The following is a 17,351-nucleotide window of genomic DNA, read 5'->3' on the forward strand; positions in this document are numbered from 1 at the left end:
TTGTCTTACAGTTTCGAGACGGCAACGTGTTGCAGCAGGGCCTCCACCGAAACGTGCATCACGTCGGTAAAGGGCTTGGGATAGATCCCCATGTACAACACGGCGATCGCCATCACGCCAAGAATCACAAACTCGCGGCGGTTGATATCGGTCAGTTCACGCACGTGGTCGTTGGCGACGTCGCCCAGGACCACGCGCTTGACCATCCACAGCGAATACGAAGCGCCCAGGATCAGGGCGGTCGCCGCCAGCAGGCCGATCCAGAAGTTGTGCTCGACCGCGCCCATGATCACCATGAACTCGCCGACGAAACCGCTGGTGGCCGGCAGGCCGCTGTTGGCCATCGAGAACAGGATGAAGAAGGTGGCGAAACGCGGCATGACGTTGACCACGCCGCCGTAGTCGGCGATGCGGCGCGAGTGCATGCGGTCATAGAGCACGCCGATACACATGAACATGGCGCCCGACACGAAGCCGTGCGAGATCATCTGCACGATGGCGCCTTCGACGCCGGCCGTGTTGAAGATGAAGAAGCCCAGCGTCACGAAGCCCATGTGAGCGACGGACGAATACGCCACCAGCTTTTTCATGTCGTCCTGGACGATCGCGACCAGGCCGATGTAGATCACGGCGATCAGCGACAGCGTGATCATCATGCCGGCCAGGCTGTGCGAGGCGTCAGGCGCGATCGGCAGCGAGAAGCGCAGGAAACCGTAGGCGCCCAGCTTCAGCATGATCGCGGCCAGCACGATCGAGCCGCCCGTGGGAGCTTCGACGTGAGCGTCGGGCAACCACGTGTGGACCGGCCACATCGGCACCTTGACGGCAAAGGCCGCCAGCAAAGCCACGAAGATCAGGATCTGCGGGGTGTAGCCCAGCTTGGTCTGCTGCCAGGTCAGGATGTCGAACGAACCGCCCGACACGTTCCACAGGTACACGAAGGCGACCAGCGTCAGCAGCGAGCCCATCAGCGTGTACAGGAAGAACTTGAACGCCGCGTACACGCGGTTCGGGCCGCCCCAGACGCCGATGATGATGTACATCGGGATCAGCGTGGCTTCGAAGAACACGTAGAACAGCATGCCGTCCAGCGCGCAGAACACGCCCACCATCAGACCCGACAGGATCAGGAAGGCGGCCATGTACTGGGACACGCGGCTGGTGATGACTTCCCAGCCGGCCAGCACCACGATGATGGTGATGAAGGCGGTCAGGAGCACGAACCACATCGAGATGCCGTCGATGCCCAGGTGGTAATTGACGTTGAAGGCCTCGATCCAGGAGGTCTTCTCCACGAACTGCATCTTGGCCGTGGTGGAGTCGAAACCGGTGTACAGCGGGATCGTGACGAGGAAACCGGCGATTGAGCCGACGAGCGACAGGCCGCGCGTCAGGCCGGGACGGTCGTCACGGCCCACCGCCAGCACCAGCAGGCCGAATACGATCGGGACAAAGATCGCAAGCGTGAGCCAGGGGAAAGTGTTGGATGCCATCTCGCTTGCCATCATTGGGGAATCAGCACAAAGAAAGTCACCAGCGCCATGATGCCGATGATCATCGCGAACGCGTAGTGATAGATGAAGCCGGACTGCAGGTGACGGCTGACCGCTGCCACCCAGCCCACCACACGGGCGCTGCCGTTGATCAGCAGGCCGTCGATGATGCCGCGGTCACCGGTCTGCCACAGGCCACGGCCCAGGCAGCGCAGGCCGCGGGCGATGATCTGCTCGTTGACCCAATCCACGTAGTACTTGTTCTCGAGCACCTTGTTGATGCCGGACAGGCTGGATTGGATCTTGGCCGGAACCTTCGGGTTGATCAGATAGCAGTACCAGGCGGTGACGGCGCCAGCCACGACCAGCCAGAACGGAACCGTCTGGAAGGCGTGCAGGCCGAAGGCCACCCAACCGTGCCACTCTTCGTGCAGCTCGTGCATCGCAGGATGCTGCGGCAGGACCTTGATCACGCCGTCGAAGAACTTGCCGAACAGCATCGGATCGACCACCAGGGCGCCGATGATGACCGACGGGATCGCCAGCAGCACCAGCGGCAGCGTGACCACCCAGGGCGACTCGTGCGGCGTGCCGTGATGGCCATGGCCGTCCGGCTCATGGTCGACGTCGGCGGCGTGGTGATGGTCGTCGTGACCATGGCCGTGACCGGTGGTATCGAAGCGTTCCTTGCCGTGGAAGACCAGGAAGTACACGCGGAACGAGTACAGCGAGGTCACGAACACGCCGATCAGGGTCGAGTAGTACGCGAAGTTCGCGCCCCAGACATTGGCGGCGCCGGCGGCCTCGATGATGTGTTCCTTCGAGTAGAAGCCCGAGAAGAACGGCGTGCCGACCAGGGCCAGCGTGCCCAGCAGGAAGGTGATCCAGGTGATGGGCATGTACTTGCGCAGGCCGCCCATGTTGCGGATGTCCTGGTCATGGTGCATGCCGATGATCACGGAGCCCGCGCCCAGGAACAGCAGCGCCTTGAAGAACGCGTGCGTCATCAGGTGGAAGATCGCGACCGAGTAAGCCGAGGCGCCGAGCGCGACCGTCATGTAACCCAGCTGCGACAGCGTGGAGTACGCGACCACGCGCTTGATGTCGTTCTGGATGATGCCCAGGATGCCCAGGAACAGCGCGCCGATGGCGCCGATCACGATGATGAAGGACAGCGCCACGTCGGACAGTTCGAACAGCGGCGAGAAACGCGCGACCATGAAGATGCCGGCCGTCACCATGGTGGCGGCGTGGATCAGCGCGGAGATCGGGGTCGGGCCTTCCATCGAGTCAGGCAGCCAGGCGTGCAGCGGAACCTGGGCCGATTTGCCCATGGCGCCGATGAACAGGCAGATGCAGGCGACGGTCAGCAGCATCCAGTCGGAACCGGGCAGCGTCAGCGTGGCCAGCTTGTCGGCCTGGGCGAAGACTTCGCCGTAGTGCATGGTGCCGGCGTAAGCGAACAGCAGGCCGATGCCGAGCACGAAGCCGAAGTCGCCGACGCGGTTGATCAGGAACGCCTTCATGTTGGCGAAGATCGCCGTGGGACGGGTGTACCAGAAGCCGATCAGCAGGTACGACACCAGGCCCACCGCTTCCCAGCCGAAGAACAGCTGCACCATGTTGTTCGACATCACCAGCATCAGCATGGAGAACGTGAACAGCGAGATGTACGAGAAGAAGCGCTGGTAGCCGGGGTCATCCGCCATGTAGCCGATGGTGTAGATGTGCACCATCAGCGACACCGAAGTCACCACGACCATCATCATGGCCGACAGCGGATCGATCAGGAAGCCGATTTCCAGCTTGGTCTGGCCGATCAGGCTCCAGGTGTAGACCGCGCCGTCGAAGCGCAAGCCATTGAGCACGTCGTTCAGCACCACCACCGAACCGATGGTGGAGATGAGCACGCCCAGGATGGTGATCATGTGCGAAGCGCGGCGGCCGATGGGACGGCCCAGGAACCCGGTGCCGAAGAGGCCCGCGAGAATTGCCCCGGCCAGCGGAGCCAGCGCGATGAGCAAGTAGAGATTGGGTGAGCTAGACATTTTCTTCCAATACCCCGTCAGCCCTTCAGGCGATCGAGTTCGTCAACGTTGATCGTGTTCAGGTTGCGGAACAGCAGCACCAGGATGGCCAGGCCGATCGCCGCTTCGGCGGCGGCCACGGTCAGGATGAAGAACACGAACACCTGGCCGGCGGTGTCGCCGAACCAGCTGGAGAACGCCACGAAGTTCATGTTGACGGCCAGGAGCACCAGCTCGATGGACATCAGGAGAATGATCAGGTTGCGGCGGTTCAGGAAGATGCCGAAGATCCCGATGGCGAACAGGATCGCCCCGAGGATCAGGTAGTGGGCCAGCGTCAGCGTCATTTTTGTTCTCCTTGGGGCGCGGCGGCGGTCGGGGTGCCGTTCTGCGCCTGGGCGCGCTCGCTCTGGGCGGGCATGCTCACCATGCGGTAACGGTCCTTCGAGCGCACGCGGACGGCGGCCACCGGGTCGTTGTACTTCACGTCGCGGCGGCGGCGCAGGGTCAGCGCGATGGCGGCGACCATGCCGACCAGCAGCAGCGCGGCGCCCACTTCAATGGCGTAGATGTACTGGGTGTACATGGCCTCGCCCAGCGCGCGGGCGTTGTTGTAGTCGCCGGCGACCGGGGCTTGCGGGCCCGCGCCGTACCAGGTCGAACCCAGCACGAAGGCCATTTCGACCACCATCACCAGGCCGATGACCAGGCCGAGCGGCAGGTAGGTCTTCATACCCTGGCGCAGGGCATCCATGCGGATGTCCAGCATCATCACGACGAAGAGGAAAAGCACCATCACGGCGCCCACGTATACCAGCACCAGCAGCAGCGCGAGGAACTCGGCGCCAAGCAGCATCCACAGCATGGCCGCGTTGACGAAGGCCAGGATCAGGTGCAGGACGGCGGTGACCGGGCTGCGCGCGGTGATCACGCGGAACGCCGCGATCACCAGCACGGCGGCCAGTATGTAAAACAGGACAGTGGTAAAAGTCATGGATCAGGTCCTGGGCTTCAACGATAGGGAGCGTCTTCGGCCCGGCGGCGGGCGATGTCGGCTTCGTAGCGGTCGCCCACGGCGAGCAGCATGTCTTTGGTGAAATACAGGTCGCCGCGCTTTTCACCGTGGTATTCGTGGATGTGCGTTTCCACGATGGAGTCCACGGGGCAGCTTTCCTCACAGAAGCCGCAGAAAATGCACTTGGTCAGGTCGATGTCGTAACGCGTGGTGCGGCGGGTGCCGTCATCGCGCTGGTCCGACTCGATGGTGATCGCCAGCGCGGGGCACACGGCTTCACACAGCTTGCACGCGATGCAGCGCTCTTCCCCGTTGGGGTAGCGGCGCAGCGCGTGCAGGCCGCGGAAACGCGGCGACGCAGGCGTCTTTTCCTGGGGGTAGCGCAAGGTGACCTTGCGCTTGAAGAAATACTTGCCCGTCAGGCGCATGCCCTTGAGCAATTCGGTCAGCATCAGACTGCCGAAGAAATCCTTGATCGCTTCCATATCCTGCCTCTGCCTGGCGGCTTAGCGCCAAATGTTCCAGGGCGTCTGCATCCAGATCGCCACCACGACCAGCCAAACGCCGGTCAGCGGGATGAAGATTTTCCAACCCAAGCGCATGATCTGGTCATAGCGGTAGCGCGGGAACGACGCGCGGAACCACACGAACAACGAGACCACGACGAACGTCTTGAGACCCAGCCAGATCCAACCCGGAATCCAGGTCAGCGGCGCGATGTCGATCGGGGAAGCCCAGCCGCCCAGGAACATGATCGAGGCCATGCAGGACAGCAGGATCATGTTGGCGTATTCGCCCAGGAAGAACAGCGCGAACGCCATGCCCGAGTATTCGACCATGTGGCCGGCCACGATTTCCGATTCGCCTTCGACCACGTCGAACGGGTGGCGGTTGGTTTCAGCCACGGCCGAAATCACGTAGATCACGAACAGCGGCAAGAGCGGCAGCCAGTTCCAGGACAGGAACGTCAGGCCCTTGTCGGCAAACCAGCCGCGGTTCTGCACATGCACGATCTCGGACATGTTCAGGCTGCCGGACACCAGCAGCACCGTCACCAGCACGAAGCCGATGGCCAGTTCGTAGGACAGCATCTGCGCGGAAGCGCGCAGCGCGCCCAGGAAGGCGTACTTGGAGTTGGACGCCCAACCCGCCACGATCACGCCGTACACGCCCACGGACGTGATGGCCATGATGTACAGCAGGCCGGCGTTGACGTTGGCCAGGACCACATCGGGACCGAACGGCACCACCGCCCAGGCGGCCAGGGCCGGCATCAGCGTAACCACCGGGGCCACGATGAACAGCACCTTGTTGGCCTGCGACGGAACCACCACTTCCTTGGTCAGCAGCTTGAACACGTCGGCGAACGGCTGCAGCAGCCCCTTGAAGCCAACGCGGTTCGGGCCCATGCGCACGTGCATGGCGCCGATCATCTTGCGTTCCCAGTAGGTCAGGTACGCCACGCACAGGATGATGGGCACGGCGATGACCACAATCTTGATGAGGGTCCAGAGGACCATCCAGACCGTCGGGCCCAGCAATGCCGTACCCTGGCTCTCAAGAACATTAAGCCATTCCATCAGGCACGCTCCACGCTGATTTGACCGAATGCGCCACCCAGGGCTGCGGTGTTTTCAAAGGCTGCCGAGATGCGCACGGCGCGGTCCGCCACGGCATCGTCCTGCACGGTTTCGAGTTCGACGGCGCCCTGCCCGTTCGACACGCGCACCTTGACGCCAGCCGTCAGGCCCAGGCTGGTGAGCGTGCGGCCGTTCATGGCGGCAGCCGGCTTCTTGGAGGCCGGGGCCGCTTGCAGCGGCTCCGAGCGGCGGACCATGGCGTCGGTGCGGTAGATCGGCACGTCGGCGACGCGTTCCAGGCCGCTGGCGGCCTGGCCCAGGCCCAGCGGGGCCTTGATCTCGTTGGACAGGCGGCCTTCGATGCCGCCCGCCAGCACGGCGTCGCGCACGGACTCGGAGGTCTCGTCGTCAAAGCCGGCCAGGTGCAGGACGTTGCCCAGCACGCGCAGGACCTTCCAGCCCGGACGGGTCTGGCCGAACGGCGTGACCGTGCCCTTGAAGCTCTGAGCCAGGCCTTGGGCGTTGACGAACGTACCCGAGGTTTCGGTGAACGGCGACACCGGCAGCATGACGTCGGCCCATTCGGCGGCAGCCGAACGATAAGGCGTCAGGGCCACGGCGAACTGCGCGCCGCGCAGCGCGGTGATCGCTTGCTGGCCATTGTCGGCATCCAGCAGCGGCTCGGCGTGCAGGACCACGTAGGCCTTCAGCGGCTCGGCCAGCATGGCGGCGGCGTTCTTGCCGCCCTTGCCAGGAATGGCGCCTGCCAGGTAACCGCCGACGGTGTTGCCGCCGGAGGTCAGGAAACCGAACTTGCCGCCGGCCAGTTCAGCCACGGCGCGGCCGTTGGCGGCCAGGGTCGAGGCCTGGGCGCTGGCCACGGCCAGGTTGCCCATCAGCACGGCGGTATTGGCGCCGGAAGCCAGGCTGGCGGCGATGAGCTTGGCGTTTTCGCTGGGCGCGACCGAGGCGAACTCGGCCGGCACGGCCTGTTCCTTGGCTTGGGCCAGCGCGACGGCCACTTCGGCCAGCGCGCGCGCCAGCTCGGACGGGGCCACGGTAATGCGGGCGGCCACGGGCATCAGGGGATCGTCGGCAGCGCTGTCGACCATCAGGATCTGCGTGCCGCGCTTGGCGGCTTGGCGCAGGCGCTGCGCCATGAGCGGATGATCCTTGCGCAGGAACGAACCGACCACCAGGACGCGGTCCAGGTTGTCGAGCTCGGCGATGGGCATGCCCAGCCACGGCGCGCCGGTCAGGGCGGCGTCGAAGGCGGCATCGGTCTGGCGCAGGCGGAAGTCGATGTTCTCGGAACCCAGCGAACGGACCAGGCGGCCCAGCAGCGCGTATTCCTCGGTGGTGGCGTATTCGGACGCCAGGGCGCCGATCTGGCCGGCGCCGAAGCTGTCGCGCACGCGGGACAGGCCCTGGGCCACGGCGGCAAGCGCGTCGCTCCAGGAGGCTTCCTGCCACTTGCCGTCGGTGCCCTTGATCATCGGAGCCGACAGGCGGTCTTCGCTGTTCAGGCCTTCGTACGAGAAGCGGTCGCGGTCGCTGATCCAGCATTCGTTGACGGCTTCGTCTTCGAACGGCACCACGCGCATGACGCGGTCGCCCTTGACCTGGACCACCAGGTTGGCGCCCAGGCTGTCGTGCGGGCTGACCGAACGGCGGCGAGCCAGTTCCCAGGTGCGCGCGCTGTAGCGGAAGGGCTTGGAGGTCAGCGCGCCCACCGGACAGATGTCGATCATGTTGCCCGAGAGTTCCGATTCGATCGAACGGCCGACGAAGGTCGTGATCTCGGAGTGTTCGCCGCGGCCCAGCATGCCCAGTTCCATGACGCCGGCGATTTCCTGGCCGAAGCGCACGCAGCGGGTGCAGTGGATGCAGCGGCTCATTTCCTCGGCGGAAACCAGCGGACCCAGGTCCTTGTGGAACACCACGCGCTTTTCTTCCTGGTAACGCGAGGAAGAGCCGCCGTAGCCCACAGCCAGGTCCTGCAGCTGGCATTCGCCGCCCTGATCGCAGATCGGGCAGTCGAGCGGGTGATTGATGAGCAAGAATTCCATCACCGACTTCTGAGCGGCGATAGCCTTCTCGGAGCAGGTGTGGACGACCATGCCGTTGGTCACGGGCGTGGCGCAGGCGGGCAGCGCCTTGGGCGCTTTTTCCACTTCAACCAGGCACATGCGGCAGTTGGCCGCGATGGACAGTTTCTTGTGGTAGCAGAAATGCGGCACGTAAAGCCCGACTTTCTGAGCGGCATGCATGACCATGCTGCCTTCGGGCACTTCGACCTTGTTGCCGTCGACGGTTAGTTCAACCATTGCTGTTCCTGAGACCTACAGATATTGCGGGACCACACAAGACTTGTGCTCGATGTGGTGCGCGAATTCGTCGCGAAAATGCTTGAGGAAGCCACGGACGGGCATGGCGGCGGCGTCACCCAGGGCGCAGATGGTGCGGCCCATGATGTTGCCCGCCACGTTGTCCAGCAAGTCCAGATCTTCCGGACGGCCGTGACCGTTTTCGATGCGATGCACCATGCGGTAGAGCCAGCCGGTGCCTTCGCGGCACGGCGTGCACTGGCCGCAGCTTTCCTCGAAATAGAAGTACGACAGGCGCAAGAGCGACTTCACCATGCAGCGGGTTTCGTCCATGACGATCACAGCGCCCGAGCCCAGCATCGAGCCGGCCTTGGCGATGGAGTCATAGTCCATCGTGCATTCCATGATGATGTCGGCCGGCAGCACAGGAGCGCTCGAACCGCCGGGGATCACGGCCTTCAGCTTCTTGCCGCCGCGCATGCCGCCCGCCAGTTCCAGCAGCTTCGAGAACGGGGTGCCCAGCGGGATCTCGTAGTTGCCGGGACGTTCGACGTCGCCGGTGATCGAGAACAGCTTGGTGCCGCCGTTGTTCGGCTTGCCGACTTCGAGGTAGGCCTGGCCGCCGTTGCGGATGATCCAGGGCACCGCCGCGAACGTTTCGGTGTTGTTGATGGTGGTGGGCTTGCCGTACAGGCCGAAGCTGGCCGGGAACGGCGGCTTGAAGCGCGGTTGGCCCTTCTTGCCTTCCAGCGACTCCAGCAGCGCGGTTTCTTCGCCGCAGATGTAGGCGCCATAGCCATGGAACGCGTGCAGCTGGAAGCTGAAATCCGAACCCAGGATCTTGTCGCCCAGGAAGCCGGCGGCGCGCGCCTCTTCCAGCGCTTCTTCGAAGCGCTCGTAGACTTCGAAGATTTCGCCGTGGATGTAGTTGTAGCCGACGCTGATGCCCATGGCGTAGGCCGCGATCGCCATGCCTTCAATCACGATGTGCGGATTGAAGCGCAGGATGTCGCGGTCCTTGAACGTGCCGGGCTCGCCTTCGTCGGAGTTGCAGACCAGGTACTTCTGGCCCGGGAAGGCGCGCGGCATGAAGCTCCACTTCAGGCCGGTCGGGAAGCCCGCGCCGCCGCGGCCGCGCAGGCCGGAGGCCTTGACCTCGGCGATCACGTCTTCCGGCTTCATGCCGGTGGTCAGGATCTTCTTCAGGGCTTCGTAGCCGCCGCGTTTGACGTAGTCGGCCAGGCGCCAGTTGGCGCCGTCGACGTCAGCCAGGATCTGCGGCTGGATGTGTCGGCCATGCAGGCACATCGAATTGGAAACATCGTTCAGCGGGTTGGGGTCCAGCCCCTGCGCGAACTGCTTGTACAGGTCGGGCGCGTTCATGCCGACTCTCCTTGCGCCTTGAGGGCCGCGACCAGCGCGTCCAGCTTCTCTTCGGTCATGCGCACGCACATATGCTTGTTGTTCACGATGAGCACGGGCGAATCGCCGCAAGCGCCCATGCACTCGCCTTCCACCAGCGTGAACTGGCCGTCGGGAGTGGTGCCGCGGTAGTCGACGCCCAGCTTGCGCTTCAGGTAGTCGCCGGCGCGTTCGCCGTCGCGCAAGGCACAGGGCAGGTTCGTGCAGACGGCGATCTTGTTCTTGCCGACGGGCTTGACGTCGAACATGTTGTAGAAGGTGGCGACTTCCTGGACCGCGATGGGCGGAACGCCAATGTAGTTGGCCACATCTTCAATGATTTCGGTAGCCAACCAGCCCTTCTCTTCTTGCGCGATGGCAAGCGAGGCCATGATGGCGGACTGCCGCTGGTCGCCCGGGAACTTCGCGAGTTCTCGGTCGATTTTCTGGTAGGCCTGTTCGGAAAGCAGCATAGTTTGAATCCGGGTTATGCGGGCGTGCTCGTGACTGTCTGGGCGGATCAGCGATCGATCTCGCCAAAAACGATGTCCTGCGTGCCAATGATGGTGACGGCGTCGGCAATCATGTGACCGCGCGACATTTCATCCAGCGATTGCAGGTGGACAAAGCCGGGGGCCCGAATCTTCAGGCGGTAAGGCTTGTTGGCGCCGTCGGACACCGCGTAGATGCCGAATTCGCCCTTGGGGTGTTCCACCGAGGCGTACGCTTCACCGGGAGGCACGTGGAAACCTTCAGTGAAGAGCTTGAAGTGATGGATCAGCTCTTCCATGTTGGTTTTCATGGCGGTGCGCTTGGGCGGGGCGATCTTGTGGTTCTCGATCATGACCGGGCCCGGGTTGTTGCGCAGCCATTCCACGCACTGGCGGATGATGCGGTTGCTCTCACGCATTTCGGCGATACGGACCAGGTAGCGGTCATAGCAGTCGCCGTTGACACCCACGGGGATGTCGAAATCGAGCAGGTCGTAGACTTCGTAGGGCTGCATCTTGCGCAGGTCCCAGGCCACGCCCGAACCGCGCAGCATCGGGCCGGTGAAGCCCAGCGCCTTGGCGCGTTCGGGATCGACCACGCCGATGCCCACCAGACGCTGCTTCCAGATGCGGTTGTCGGTCAGCAGCGTTTCGTACTCGTCGACGCAAGCCGGGAAGCGGTTGGTGAAGTCTTCGATGAAATCCAGCAGCGAACCCGAACGCGCGTCGTTCATGACGCGCACTTCCTTGTCGCCGCGGTACTTGCTGGTGTCGCCGTATTGCGGCATCGAGTCCGGCAGGTCGCGGTAGACGCCGCCAGGACGATAGTAGGCCGCGTGCATGCGCGCGCCCGAGACCGCTTCATAGCAGTCCATCAGGTCTTCGCGCTCACGGAAGGCATATAGGAACACCGCCATGGCGCCCACGTCCAGCGCGTGCGAACCCAGCGACATCAGGTGGTTCAGCAGACGGGTGATCTCGTCGAACATCACGCGGATGTACTGCGCGCGCAGCGGGGCTTCCACGCCCAGCAGCTTTTCGATGGCCATGACGTAGGCGTGCTCGTTGCACATCATGGACACGTAGTCCAGGCGGTCCATGTAGGGCAGCGCCTGGATGTAGGTCTTGTGTTCGGCCAGCTTTTCAGTGGCGCGGTGCAGCAGGCCGATGTGCGGGTCGGCGCGCTGGATCACTTCGCCGTCGAGTTCGAGCACCAGGCGCAGCACACCGTGCGCGGCCGGGTGCTGAGGGCCGAAGTTGAGCGTGTAGTTCTTGATTTCTGCCATGATTTAACGCCCCAAGCCGTAGGAGTCTTCGCGGACCACGCGCGGCGTGACTTCGCGCGGATCGATCGTGACCGGCTGGTAAATGACGCGCCGTTGTTCCGGGTCGTAGCGCATTTCGACGGTGCCGGACAGCGGGAAGTCCTTGCGGAAGGGATGGCCGATGAAGCCATAGTCGGTGAGGATGCGGCGCAGGTCCGGGTGGCCTTCGAAGACGATGCCGTACAGGTCGAAGGCTTCGCGTTCGAACCAGCCCACGGCCGGCCAGCATTCCATCAACGACGCGACCATCGGGAATTCGTCGTCTTCGGCCCAGGTGCGCACGCGCAGGCGCCAGTTGTTCTCGATCGAGAGCAGATGGGCGACCACGGCGAAACGCGAGCGGTGGACCTTGGCGTTGGTTTCCTCGGGCAGTTGGCGCGTGCCGTTGCCCCAGGTCAGGTAGTCGACGCCGCAGAGGTCGATACAGGTTTCAAAGCGCAGGCCGACTTCGGTGCGCAGCTTGTTGCAGACGGAGAACCACTGCTGCGCGGGCACTTCGAGCGTCAGCTCGCCCAACGCCTCGGTCAGCGCGATATCCGCGCCGAGGGTGGTCTGCAAATTGTTTTTCAGGGTTTCGAGCCTGGTCATCATCTTGTACGCTTAGGTGAACCGATACGCTGGTTTCGCGGGGCCGGCTGCAAGGACTGCTGCCTGGCGCGGCGATGCTCAGCGCGCAATCGTGTTGGTCAGACGGATCTTGTTCTGCATTTGCAGCAAGCCGTAGACCAGCGCCTCGGCCGTGGGCGGGCAGCCCGGCACGTAGACGTCTACCGGTACGATGCGATCGCAGCCACGGACCACCGAATACGAGTAGTGGTAGTAACCGCCGCCGTTGGCACAGGAGCCCATGGAAACCACCCAACGCGGCTCGGGCATCTGGTCGTAGACCTTGCGCAGCGCCGGCGCCATCTTGTTGCACAGCGTGCCGGCCACGATCATCAGATCGGACTGGCGCGGGCTGGGACGGAAGATGATGCCGAATTGGTCCAGGTCGTAGCGGGCCGCGCCCGCGTGCATCATCTCAACCGCGCAACAGGCCAGACCGAAGGTCATGGGCCACATGGAGCCGGTCTTTGCCCAATTAAGGAACTTGTCCGCGCTGGTTGTGATGAACCCTTGCTTGAGAATGCCGTCTATAGCCATATTCGTCTCTGATAGCGTGCTGTGGAAAAACCCGGCGGGTTATTCCCAGTCCAGCGCGCCCTTTTTCCATTCGTAGATGAAGCCGACCGTCAGCACGGCCAGGAAAACCATGACCGTCCAGAAACCGACGAGGCCGACCGTGCCCTGGGCGATGGCCCACGGGAACAGAAAGGCGATTTCCAGGTCGAAAAGAATGAACAGGATCGCCACTAGGTAGTAGCGCACGTCAAACTTCATGCGAGCGTCTTCGAAGGCCTCGAAACCGCATTCGTACGGCGAGAGCTTCTCGGCGTAGGGACGCCGCGGGCCAAGGAGGGAGCCGGCCGTTAGAAGCGCGAACCCGATAAGGGTGGCCACTACGATAAACAGCAGGACGGGAAAATACTGTTGCAGGTTCATTCAGGCGTCCGTCAAATGCGCAAACCTTAGGATTGTAGCATTCGCGCGGTTACTTCTGGCTGAACTCTGTAGCTCGAACAGCAGGCGAAAGACAGCATTCCTCAAATGGAACAATGGCTGCTTTCAGCACCGGTGCGCAAGCATACAGCAGCCTGCCGATGCACGCACAAACACACGCAAAAACACAGGCGCGAAAACGAAAAAAACCACCCCGAAGGGTGGTTTCATACGAACGGGCCGAAGCCCGTTCGCGCACTTTAAATCCAGGCAGGACTTGCGCCCTGCTTTGGATTAGAAGCGGTGACGGATACCGACGCCGACGGCGGTCGACTTGATGTCTTCCACGAAGGCGTAGTTCTTGGCGTACGAACCGTAAGCGTACAGGTTGGTGCGCTTGGACAGGTCGTAGGTGTAGCCCAGCGAGAAGATTTGCATCGTCTGGTCGGCGCTATCAACACCGCTCAGGCGACCGTTGCTGGGGTCAACCATTTGCCACGAACCGAACAGCTTGCTTGCGCCGCCGATCGGGGCGGACAGGCCGACCATGTACGAGTTGGCCTTGAAGCCATCAGCAAAGATGTTGCTGTTGAAGCCGATGTTGCCGGCGGTGGAGTTCAGGCCTTGGCCAGCGAACCAACCGTCGGTCGTGCGAGCGTAGGCCAGAGCCAGCTTCACGACTTCGAAGTCATACGAACCGCCCAGGGCGTACATACGCGGGGTGGCGTCGGTCTGGGTGGTCGACAGCTTGTTCGAAGCGTTCAGCTGATCGTACGAGAAGGCGATGTTCAGCGGGCCGTTCACGTAACGCAGACCGGTCGTGATCGCGCGGGTGTTGTCGGCGGTGCGGAAACCGGTTTGGGCGGTGTTTTGGTCGTCAGCATTGAACGAATAGCCCAAGCCGAACTGGAAGCCGCTGAACGACGGGGTCTGATACATGACCATGTTGTCGTAGCGTTGCGTGTTGGCAGCGCTGAAGGCGGCACCGATGTTAGCCTGACCGAAGCCAGCGCCGAACGGGTCGATCGAGCCGAAGTACTTCGACGCGATGTTGGTTTGGCGACCGAAGTCCAGTTGACCCCAGCTGTCGCTGGCCAGACCGATGGTGGCTTGACGACCGAACAGACGGCCGTTTTGAGCCGACTTGCCGTTACCCGAATCAAAGCCCGATTCCAGCTGGAAAACAGCGCGCAGGCCGTCACCCAGGTCTTCCGAACCACGCAGACCCCAGCGCGAACCGTTCTGGACGCCGTTGATCATGCCGAAACGGCTGCCGTTGACGGCATCGGGACCACCGCTGATCTTGTTGTAGCCGATACCCGTGTCGATGATACCGTACAGGGTGACAGACGTTTCTGCCTGGGCGACACCGGCAAAACCGGCGAGCAGGGCGGCAGCGAGCAGAGTCTTTTTCATTTAAGAAATCTCCGTTGATTTGAGTGACAAGAGCAGCAATCCAGCAAACCAGCCTGCCGCCCCCCTAACTCCGCGAAGGGAAGTTGACGCTATTGCATCAAAAATCAGGGGGGCTGGCTATGGTCGGCGCCAGAAAAGTGCAGGTTTACGACAGGCTTGTTGGGATATTGCAACATCTCAGCGAAGCCTGGCCGGACACGCTAGGGCTTACCCTTAGTTTTTAGGCCAAGCACCTATTCATGCGACTTTCAGCCCTGCCCCTAATTATCTGGATGCCCCGGATACCATCCCCGCCATCAAATACAGCCCCCTTCCGAGCCCTGTTTCCGCGTCGCCGCGGCCTCCAACCAGCCATCGGAATCGCACCTTCGCCATAAGGCCCCCGCAGCAGGAATGCGCTGATCCGTCCACTATCAATAACGTTGTTATTTATAAAAATCGCCGATATTATCGAGTCGTCGACTCCTCCATTCAGCCATATGCCTACGCCCCCTTCCCGCGCCGACCGTTCCGAACGGCTGAACGCGCTGCGCCGCCAACTGGTTCTGGACGCCGCGCAGCGCGTGTTCGAGCGCGACGGCCTGGAGCAGACCACGATCCGCGCGATCGCCAAGGAGGCCGGCTGCACCACTGGCGCCATCTACCCCTGGTTCGCCGGCAAGGAGAGCATTTATGGCGCGCTGCTGGAAGAATCGCTGGAACGCCTGCATGCCCATCTGGCCGAGGCTGCCTCCGACGGCCCGGCCCCGACGGCGGCGCGCACCGCGATCCATGCGTTCTTTGGCTACTACGCCGAACGGCGGACCGACTTCTCGCTGGGCATGTACCTGTTCCAGGGGCTGGGGCCGCGCGGTCTGGGCCGGGAAATGGACGAACGGCTCAACGCCCGCCTGCGGCAGTGCGTAGACCTGCTGGGCGTGGCGCTGGCCCGGACCAAGTCCTGGGAGGCCGCGACCGTCGCGGTCGAACAGATGAATCTCTTCACCTACTTGATGGGCCTGCTGCTGCTGCTGCACACCCGGCGCCTGAAATCCTTGGGCCAGCAAGCGGAAACGCTGCTGGACAACTACTGCCTCGCCCTGGAGCAACGATGACCGCAACCGACCTGGACACCCCGGCCGACGCCCCGCTGATCAGCCTGGCCGACTTCCATATATTGCTGGCCGACCAGCATCCGTTTTCCCTGCTGTTGGGCATAGACGTGATACGCATCGGCCGCGGCACGGCGCGTGCGGTGCTTCCGGCGCGCGACGCCCACCAGCGGCTGGGCGGCATCGTCGCCGGCCCCATGCTGATGGGCCTGGCCGACCTGACCATGTACGCGGCGGTGGTGGGCGCCACCGGACAGGCGCACGCGGTGACCGCGAGCCTGACGATCAATTTCCTGCGCAAGAGCCCCGCGGGCGCCATCTATGCCGACGCCCGGCTGCTGAAAGTCGGCCGGCTGTCCGCCGGGGAAGTCATCCTGACCGGCGAAGGTTCGGACGAGCCCCTCGCCCATATCGTGAGCACGTGGTCCGTGCCCAAGCCATGAGCATGCGCGTGAGCATCGTCGGCATGGGCAAGACCGGCACCCGGGCCGCGCAACGCCTCCTGGCGGCCGAGCCGGACATCGCGCTGACTCTCTACGACATCGAGCCGGGGCGTTGCGAGGACTTCCGCGGCAGCGCCACGCTGGCCACCTCCGCGCGGGAAGCGCTGGAAGAATCCGACACCATCGTGCTGGCCCTGCCGCGCGAACGCGAGATCGACCGCACGCTGGAGCGCTTCAGCGACGGCAACGTGACCGCGCCGGTGGCAGGCAAGCTGATCGTGGACCTGGAGCCGCCCTGCGGCGAACGCGCGCGCAGCCTGGACCAGGCCATCGTCGCGGCGGGCGGCCGCTATACCTGCGCGCCCCTGGCCGCGGCGGCCGACGCCCCGGTTGCCGAGGCGCGCTTACTGAACGCGCTGGCGCTCGGAGCATGACGGCCGCAAGCGCTGCGCCACCGCCACGCACAGCGCCAGCCAAGCCAGGCTGATCGCGAAGCCCGCCAGCACGTCGCTGACGAAATGGACCTGCAGCAGGATGCGGCTGAGTCCGATCGCCATGATGAGCGCCGCCAGCAACGCGGTGCCCGGCAAGCGCCATGCCGGAGGCGCCAGACGCCAAAGCAGGTAGCAGGCCATGCCGTACACCGCCATCGCGGCCGAGGAATGGCCGCTGGGGAAGCTCCACCCCGCCACGCTGGCGTAGCCATGGTCATGGTCCGGCCGGACGCGCTCGAAGGCGTGCTTGAGCAGCCAGTTGAGCGCCCCGCCGACGCCGGTCGCAACGGCGCATACGACGGCCAGCCCCCATTGCCGGCGAGACAGCAGGAGCAGGGTCATCAGCACTGCCACCCCGGTCAGGAAATTCCTGTCGCCCAGATACGTGAACCAAGACAGCAGCCACAGCAGGGGCGTCGACATGGACATGCCCAGCGCGCCAGCCAGCGCCCGGTCGAACGCGACCACCGCGCCCTCGCGCTCGATGGCGTAGGCCAGGACCAGGAACACGACAAGCGCCGCGGACGTCCCCAGCGCGAATAGCGCAACGCGGCCGCCGCCGGACAGGCGCGGCCAGCACCACGCCAAGGTCAGCGCAGCCGCCGCGGCCAGCAAGGGCAGCGCGACAAACAGCTGCAAGGCATGGGCCGCGGCCCATGCCGCATAGGCATCCGTCATAAATAAGAACCCGTCACCAAGAAATTCCCGC

At 63.7% G+C, this 17,351-nt stretch carries 18 protein-coding genes; 3 read left to right on the forward strand and 15 right to left on the reverse strand.

What is annotated here, in order from left to right; genetic code table 11:
* Positions 1-5: 5 nt before the first annotated feature.
* From NGK62_RS03640 to NGK62_RS03705, 14 genes are all read right to left on the reverse strand, one after another.
* A complete protein-coding gene (locus NGK62_RS03640) occupies positions 6-1,508 on the reverse strand; it encodes an NADH-quinone oxidoreductase subunit M (protein ID WP_059374942.1) in 1,503 nt (500 codons plus the stop codon).
* Positions 1,505-3,541 carry an NADH-quinone oxidoreductase subunit L gene (nuoL, locus tag NGK62_RS03645; RefSeq protein ID WP_059374943.1) on the reverse strand — a complete coding sequence of 679 codons (2,037 nt, stop codon included), beginning with the start codon at positions 3,539-3,541 and terminating at the stop codon, positions 1,505-1,507. Before nuoL ends, NGK62_RS03640 begins: the two co-directional genes overlap by 4 nt.
* 17 nt (positions 3,542-3,558) lie before the next feature.
* Positions 3,559-3,867, reverse strand: coding sequence for an NADH-quinone oxidoreductase subunit NuoK (nuoK, locus tag NGK62_RS03650; protein ID WP_006217969.1), 309 nt, complete (start codon positions 3,865-3,867; stop codon positions 3,559-3,561).
* On the reverse strand, positions 3,864-4,514 hold the full coding sequence (locus NGK62_RS03655) for an NADH-quinone oxidoreductase subunit J (protein ID WP_054450491.1): 651 nt from the start codon (positions 4,512-4,514) through the stop codon (positions 3,864-3,866). Before NGK62_RS03655 ends, nuoK begins: the two co-directional genes overlap by 4 nt.
* 17 nt (positions 4,515-4,531) lie before the next feature.
* Positions 4,532-5,020 (reverse strand): NADH-quinone oxidoreductase subunit NuoI, encoded by a 489-nt coding sequence (gene nuoI / locus NGK62_RS03660; RefSeq protein ID WP_008161196.1) that lies wholly within the window; start codon positions 5,018-5,020, stop codon positions 4,532-4,534.
* A gap of 21 nt (positions 5,021-5,041) precedes the next feature.
* On the reverse strand, positions 5,042-6,115 hold the full coding sequence (gene nuoH / locus NGK62_RS03665) for an NADH-quinone oxidoreductase subunit NuoH (protein WP_059374944.1): 1,074 nt from the start codon (positions 6,113-6,115) through the stop codon (positions 5,042-5,044).
* On the reverse strand, positions 6,115-8,442 hold the full coding sequence (nuoG, locus tag NGK62_RS03670; RefSeq protein WP_251877457.1) for an NADH-quinone oxidoreductase subunit NuoG: 2,328 nt from the start codon (positions 8,440-8,442) through the stop codon (positions 6,115-6,117). Before nuoG ends, nuoH begins: the two co-directional genes overlap by 1 nt.
* Positions 8,443-8,457: 15 nt before the next feature.
* Positions 8,458-9,825, reverse strand: a complete 1,368-nt coding sequence (gene nuoF, locus NGK62_RS03675; protein WP_059374946.1) for an NADH-quinone oxidoreductase subunit NuoF — start codon at positions 9,823-9,825, stop codon at positions 8,458-8,460.
* Entirely contained in the window at positions 9,822-10,316 is a 495-nt protein-coding gene (nuoE, locus tag NGK62_RS03680) for an NADH-quinone oxidoreductase subunit NuoE (protein WP_059374951.1), read from the reverse strand. The genes nuoF and nuoE overlap by 4 nt, the downstream gene beginning before the upstream one ends.
* 47 nt (positions 10,317-10,363) lie before the next feature.
* The gene (locus NGK62_RS03685) at positions 10,364-11,620 is read right to left on the reverse strand and encodes an NADH-quinone oxidoreductase subunit D (RefSeq protein ID WP_059374957.1); all 1,257 of its coding nucleotides are present in this window, start codon (positions 11,618-11,620) and stop codon (positions 10,364-10,366) included.
* A gap of 3 nt (positions 11,621-11,623) precedes the next feature.
* Entirely contained in the window at positions 11,624-12,250 is a 627-nt protein-coding gene (locus tag NGK62_RS03690) for an NADH-quinone oxidoreductase subunit C (RefSeq protein ID WP_059374964.1), read from the reverse strand.
* A gap of 75 nt (positions 12,251-12,325) precedes the next feature.
* The gene (locus tag NGK62_RS03695; protein ID WP_006217960.1) at positions 12,326-12,802 is read right to left on the reverse strand and encodes a NuoB/complex I 20 kDa subunit family protein; all 477 of its coding nucleotides are present in this window, start codon (positions 12,800-12,802) and stop codon (positions 12,326-12,328) included.
* 39 nt (positions 12,803-12,841) lie between these two features.
* A complete protein-coding gene (locus NGK62_RS03700) occupies positions 12,842-13,201 on the reverse strand; it encodes an NADH-quinone oxidoreductase subunit A (protein WP_006217959.1) in 360 nt (119 codons plus the stop codon).
* A gap of 291 nt (positions 13,202-13,492) precedes the next feature.
* A complete protein-coding gene (locus tag NGK62_RS03705) occupies positions 13,493-14,614 on the reverse strand; it encodes a porin (protein WP_251877460.1) in 1,122 nt (373 codons plus the stop codon).
* 479 nt (positions 14,615-15,093) lie between these two features.
* Here NGK62_RS03705 and NGK62_RS03710 point away from each other — a divergent pair, with 479 nt between their 5' ends.
* The 3 genes from NGK62_RS03710 to NGK62_RS03720 are packed head-to-tail and all read left to right on the forward strand — an operon-like array spanning position 15,094 to position 16,582.
* Positions 15,094-15,708, forward strand: a complete 615-nt coding sequence (locus tag NGK62_RS03710; RefSeq protein WP_059374967.1) for a TetR/AcrR family transcriptional regulator — start codon at positions 15,094-15,096, stop codon at positions 15,706-15,708.
* Entirely contained in the window at positions 15,705-16,148 is a 444-nt protein-coding gene (locus NGK62_RS03715) for a PaaI family thioesterase (protein WP_059374970.1), read from the forward strand. The genes NGK62_RS03710 and NGK62_RS03715 overlap by 4 nt, the downstream gene beginning before the upstream one ends.
* On the forward strand, positions 16,145-16,582 hold the full coding sequence (locus NGK62_RS03720) for an NAD(P)-binding domain-containing protein (protein ID WP_251877462.1): 438 nt from the start codon (positions 16,145-16,147) through the stop codon (positions 16,580-16,582). Before NGK62_RS03715 ends, NGK62_RS03720 begins: the two co-directional genes overlap by 4 nt.
* Here the strand turns inward: NGK62_RS03720 and NGK62_RS03725 are convergent.
* A complete protein-coding gene (locus NGK62_RS03725; protein WP_251877464.1) occupies positions 16,553-17,320 on the reverse strand; it encodes a phosphatase PAP2 family protein in 768 nt (255 codons plus the stop codon). The genes NGK62_RS03720 and NGK62_RS03725 overlap by 30 nt on opposite strands.
* Positions 17,321-17,351 lie beyond the last annotated feature (31 nt).

This window comes from Achromobacter sp. Marseille-Q4954, from assembly GCF_943737025.1.
GTDB lineage: Bacteria > Pseudomonadota > Gammaproteobacteria > Burkholderiales > Burkholderiaceae_B > Achromobacter > Achromobacter bronchisepticus_A.

Bases quoted from the DNA above. Each gene is read 5' to 3' on its own strand.
- NGK62_RS03640 (WP_059374942.1), bottom strand. From the start codon at position 1,508: ATGATGGCAAGCGAGATGGCATCCAACACTTTCCCCTGGCTCACGCTT.
- nuoL (WP_059374943.1), bottom strand. From the start codon at position 3,541: ATGTCTAGCTCACCCAATCTCTACTTGCTCATCGCGCTGGCTCCGCTG.
- nuoK (WP_006217969.1), bottom strand. From the start codon at position 3,867: ATGACGCTGACGCTGGCCCACTACCTGATCCTCGGGGCGATCCTGTTC.
- NGK62_RS03655 (WP_054450491.1), bottom strand. From the start codon at position 4,514: ATGACTTTTACCACTGTCCTGTTTTACATACTGGCCGCCGTGCTGGTG.
- nuoI (WP_008161196.1), bottom strand. From the start codon at position 5,020: ATGGAAGCGATCAAGGATTTCTTCGGCAGTCTGATGCTGACCGAATTG.
- nuoH (WP_059374944.1), bottom strand. From the start codon at position 6,115: ATGGAATGGCTTAATGTTCTTGAGAGCCAGGGTACGGCATTGCTGGGC.
- nuoG (WP_251877457.1), bottom strand. From the start codon at position 8,442: ATGGTTGAACTAACCGTCGACGGCAACAAGGTCGAAGTGCCCGAAGGC.
- nuoF (WP_059374946.1), bottom strand. From the start codon at position 9,825: ATGAACGCGCCCGACCTGTACAAGCAGTTCGCGCAGGGGCTGGACCCC.
- nuoE (WP_059374951.1), bottom strand. From the start codon at position 10,316: ATGCTGCTTTCCGAACAGGCCTACCAGAAAATCGACCGAGAACTCGCG.
- NGK62_RS03685 (WP_059374957.1), bottom strand. From the start codon at position 11,620: ATGGCAGAAATCAAGAACTACACGCTCAACTTCGGCCCTCAGCACCCG.
- NGK62_RS03690 (WP_059374964.1), bottom strand. From the start codon at position 12,250: ATGATGACCAGGCTCGAAACCCTGAAAAACAATTTGCAGACCACCCTC.
- NGK62_RS03695 (WP_006217960.1), bottom strand. From the start codon at position 12,802: ATGGCTATAGACGGCATTCTCAAGCAAGGGTTCATCACAACCAGCGCG.
- NGK62_RS03700 (WP_006217959.1), bottom strand. From the start codon at position 13,201: ATGAACCTGCAACAGTATTTTCCCGTCCTGCTGTTTATCGTAGTGGCC.
- NGK62_RS03705 (WP_251877460.1), bottom strand. From the start codon at position 14,614: ATGAAAAAGACTCTGCTCGCTGCCGCCCTGCTCGCCGGTTTTGCCGGT.
- NGK62_RS03710 (WP_059374967.1), top strand. From the start codon at position 15,094: ATGCCTACGCCCCCTTCCCGCGCCGACCGTTCCGAACGGCTGAACGCG.
- NGK62_RS03715 (WP_059374970.1), top strand. From the start codon at position 15,705: ATGACCGCAACCGACCTGGACACCCCGGCCGACGCCCCGCTGATCAGC.
- NGK62_RS03720 (WP_251877462.1), top strand. From the start codon at position 16,145: ATGAGCATGCGCGTGAGCATCGTCGGCATGGGCAAGACCGGCACCCGG.
- NGK62_RS03725 (WP_251877464.1), bottom strand. From the start codon at position 17,320: ATGACGGATGCCTATGCGGCATGGGCCGCGGCCCATGCCTTGCAGCTG.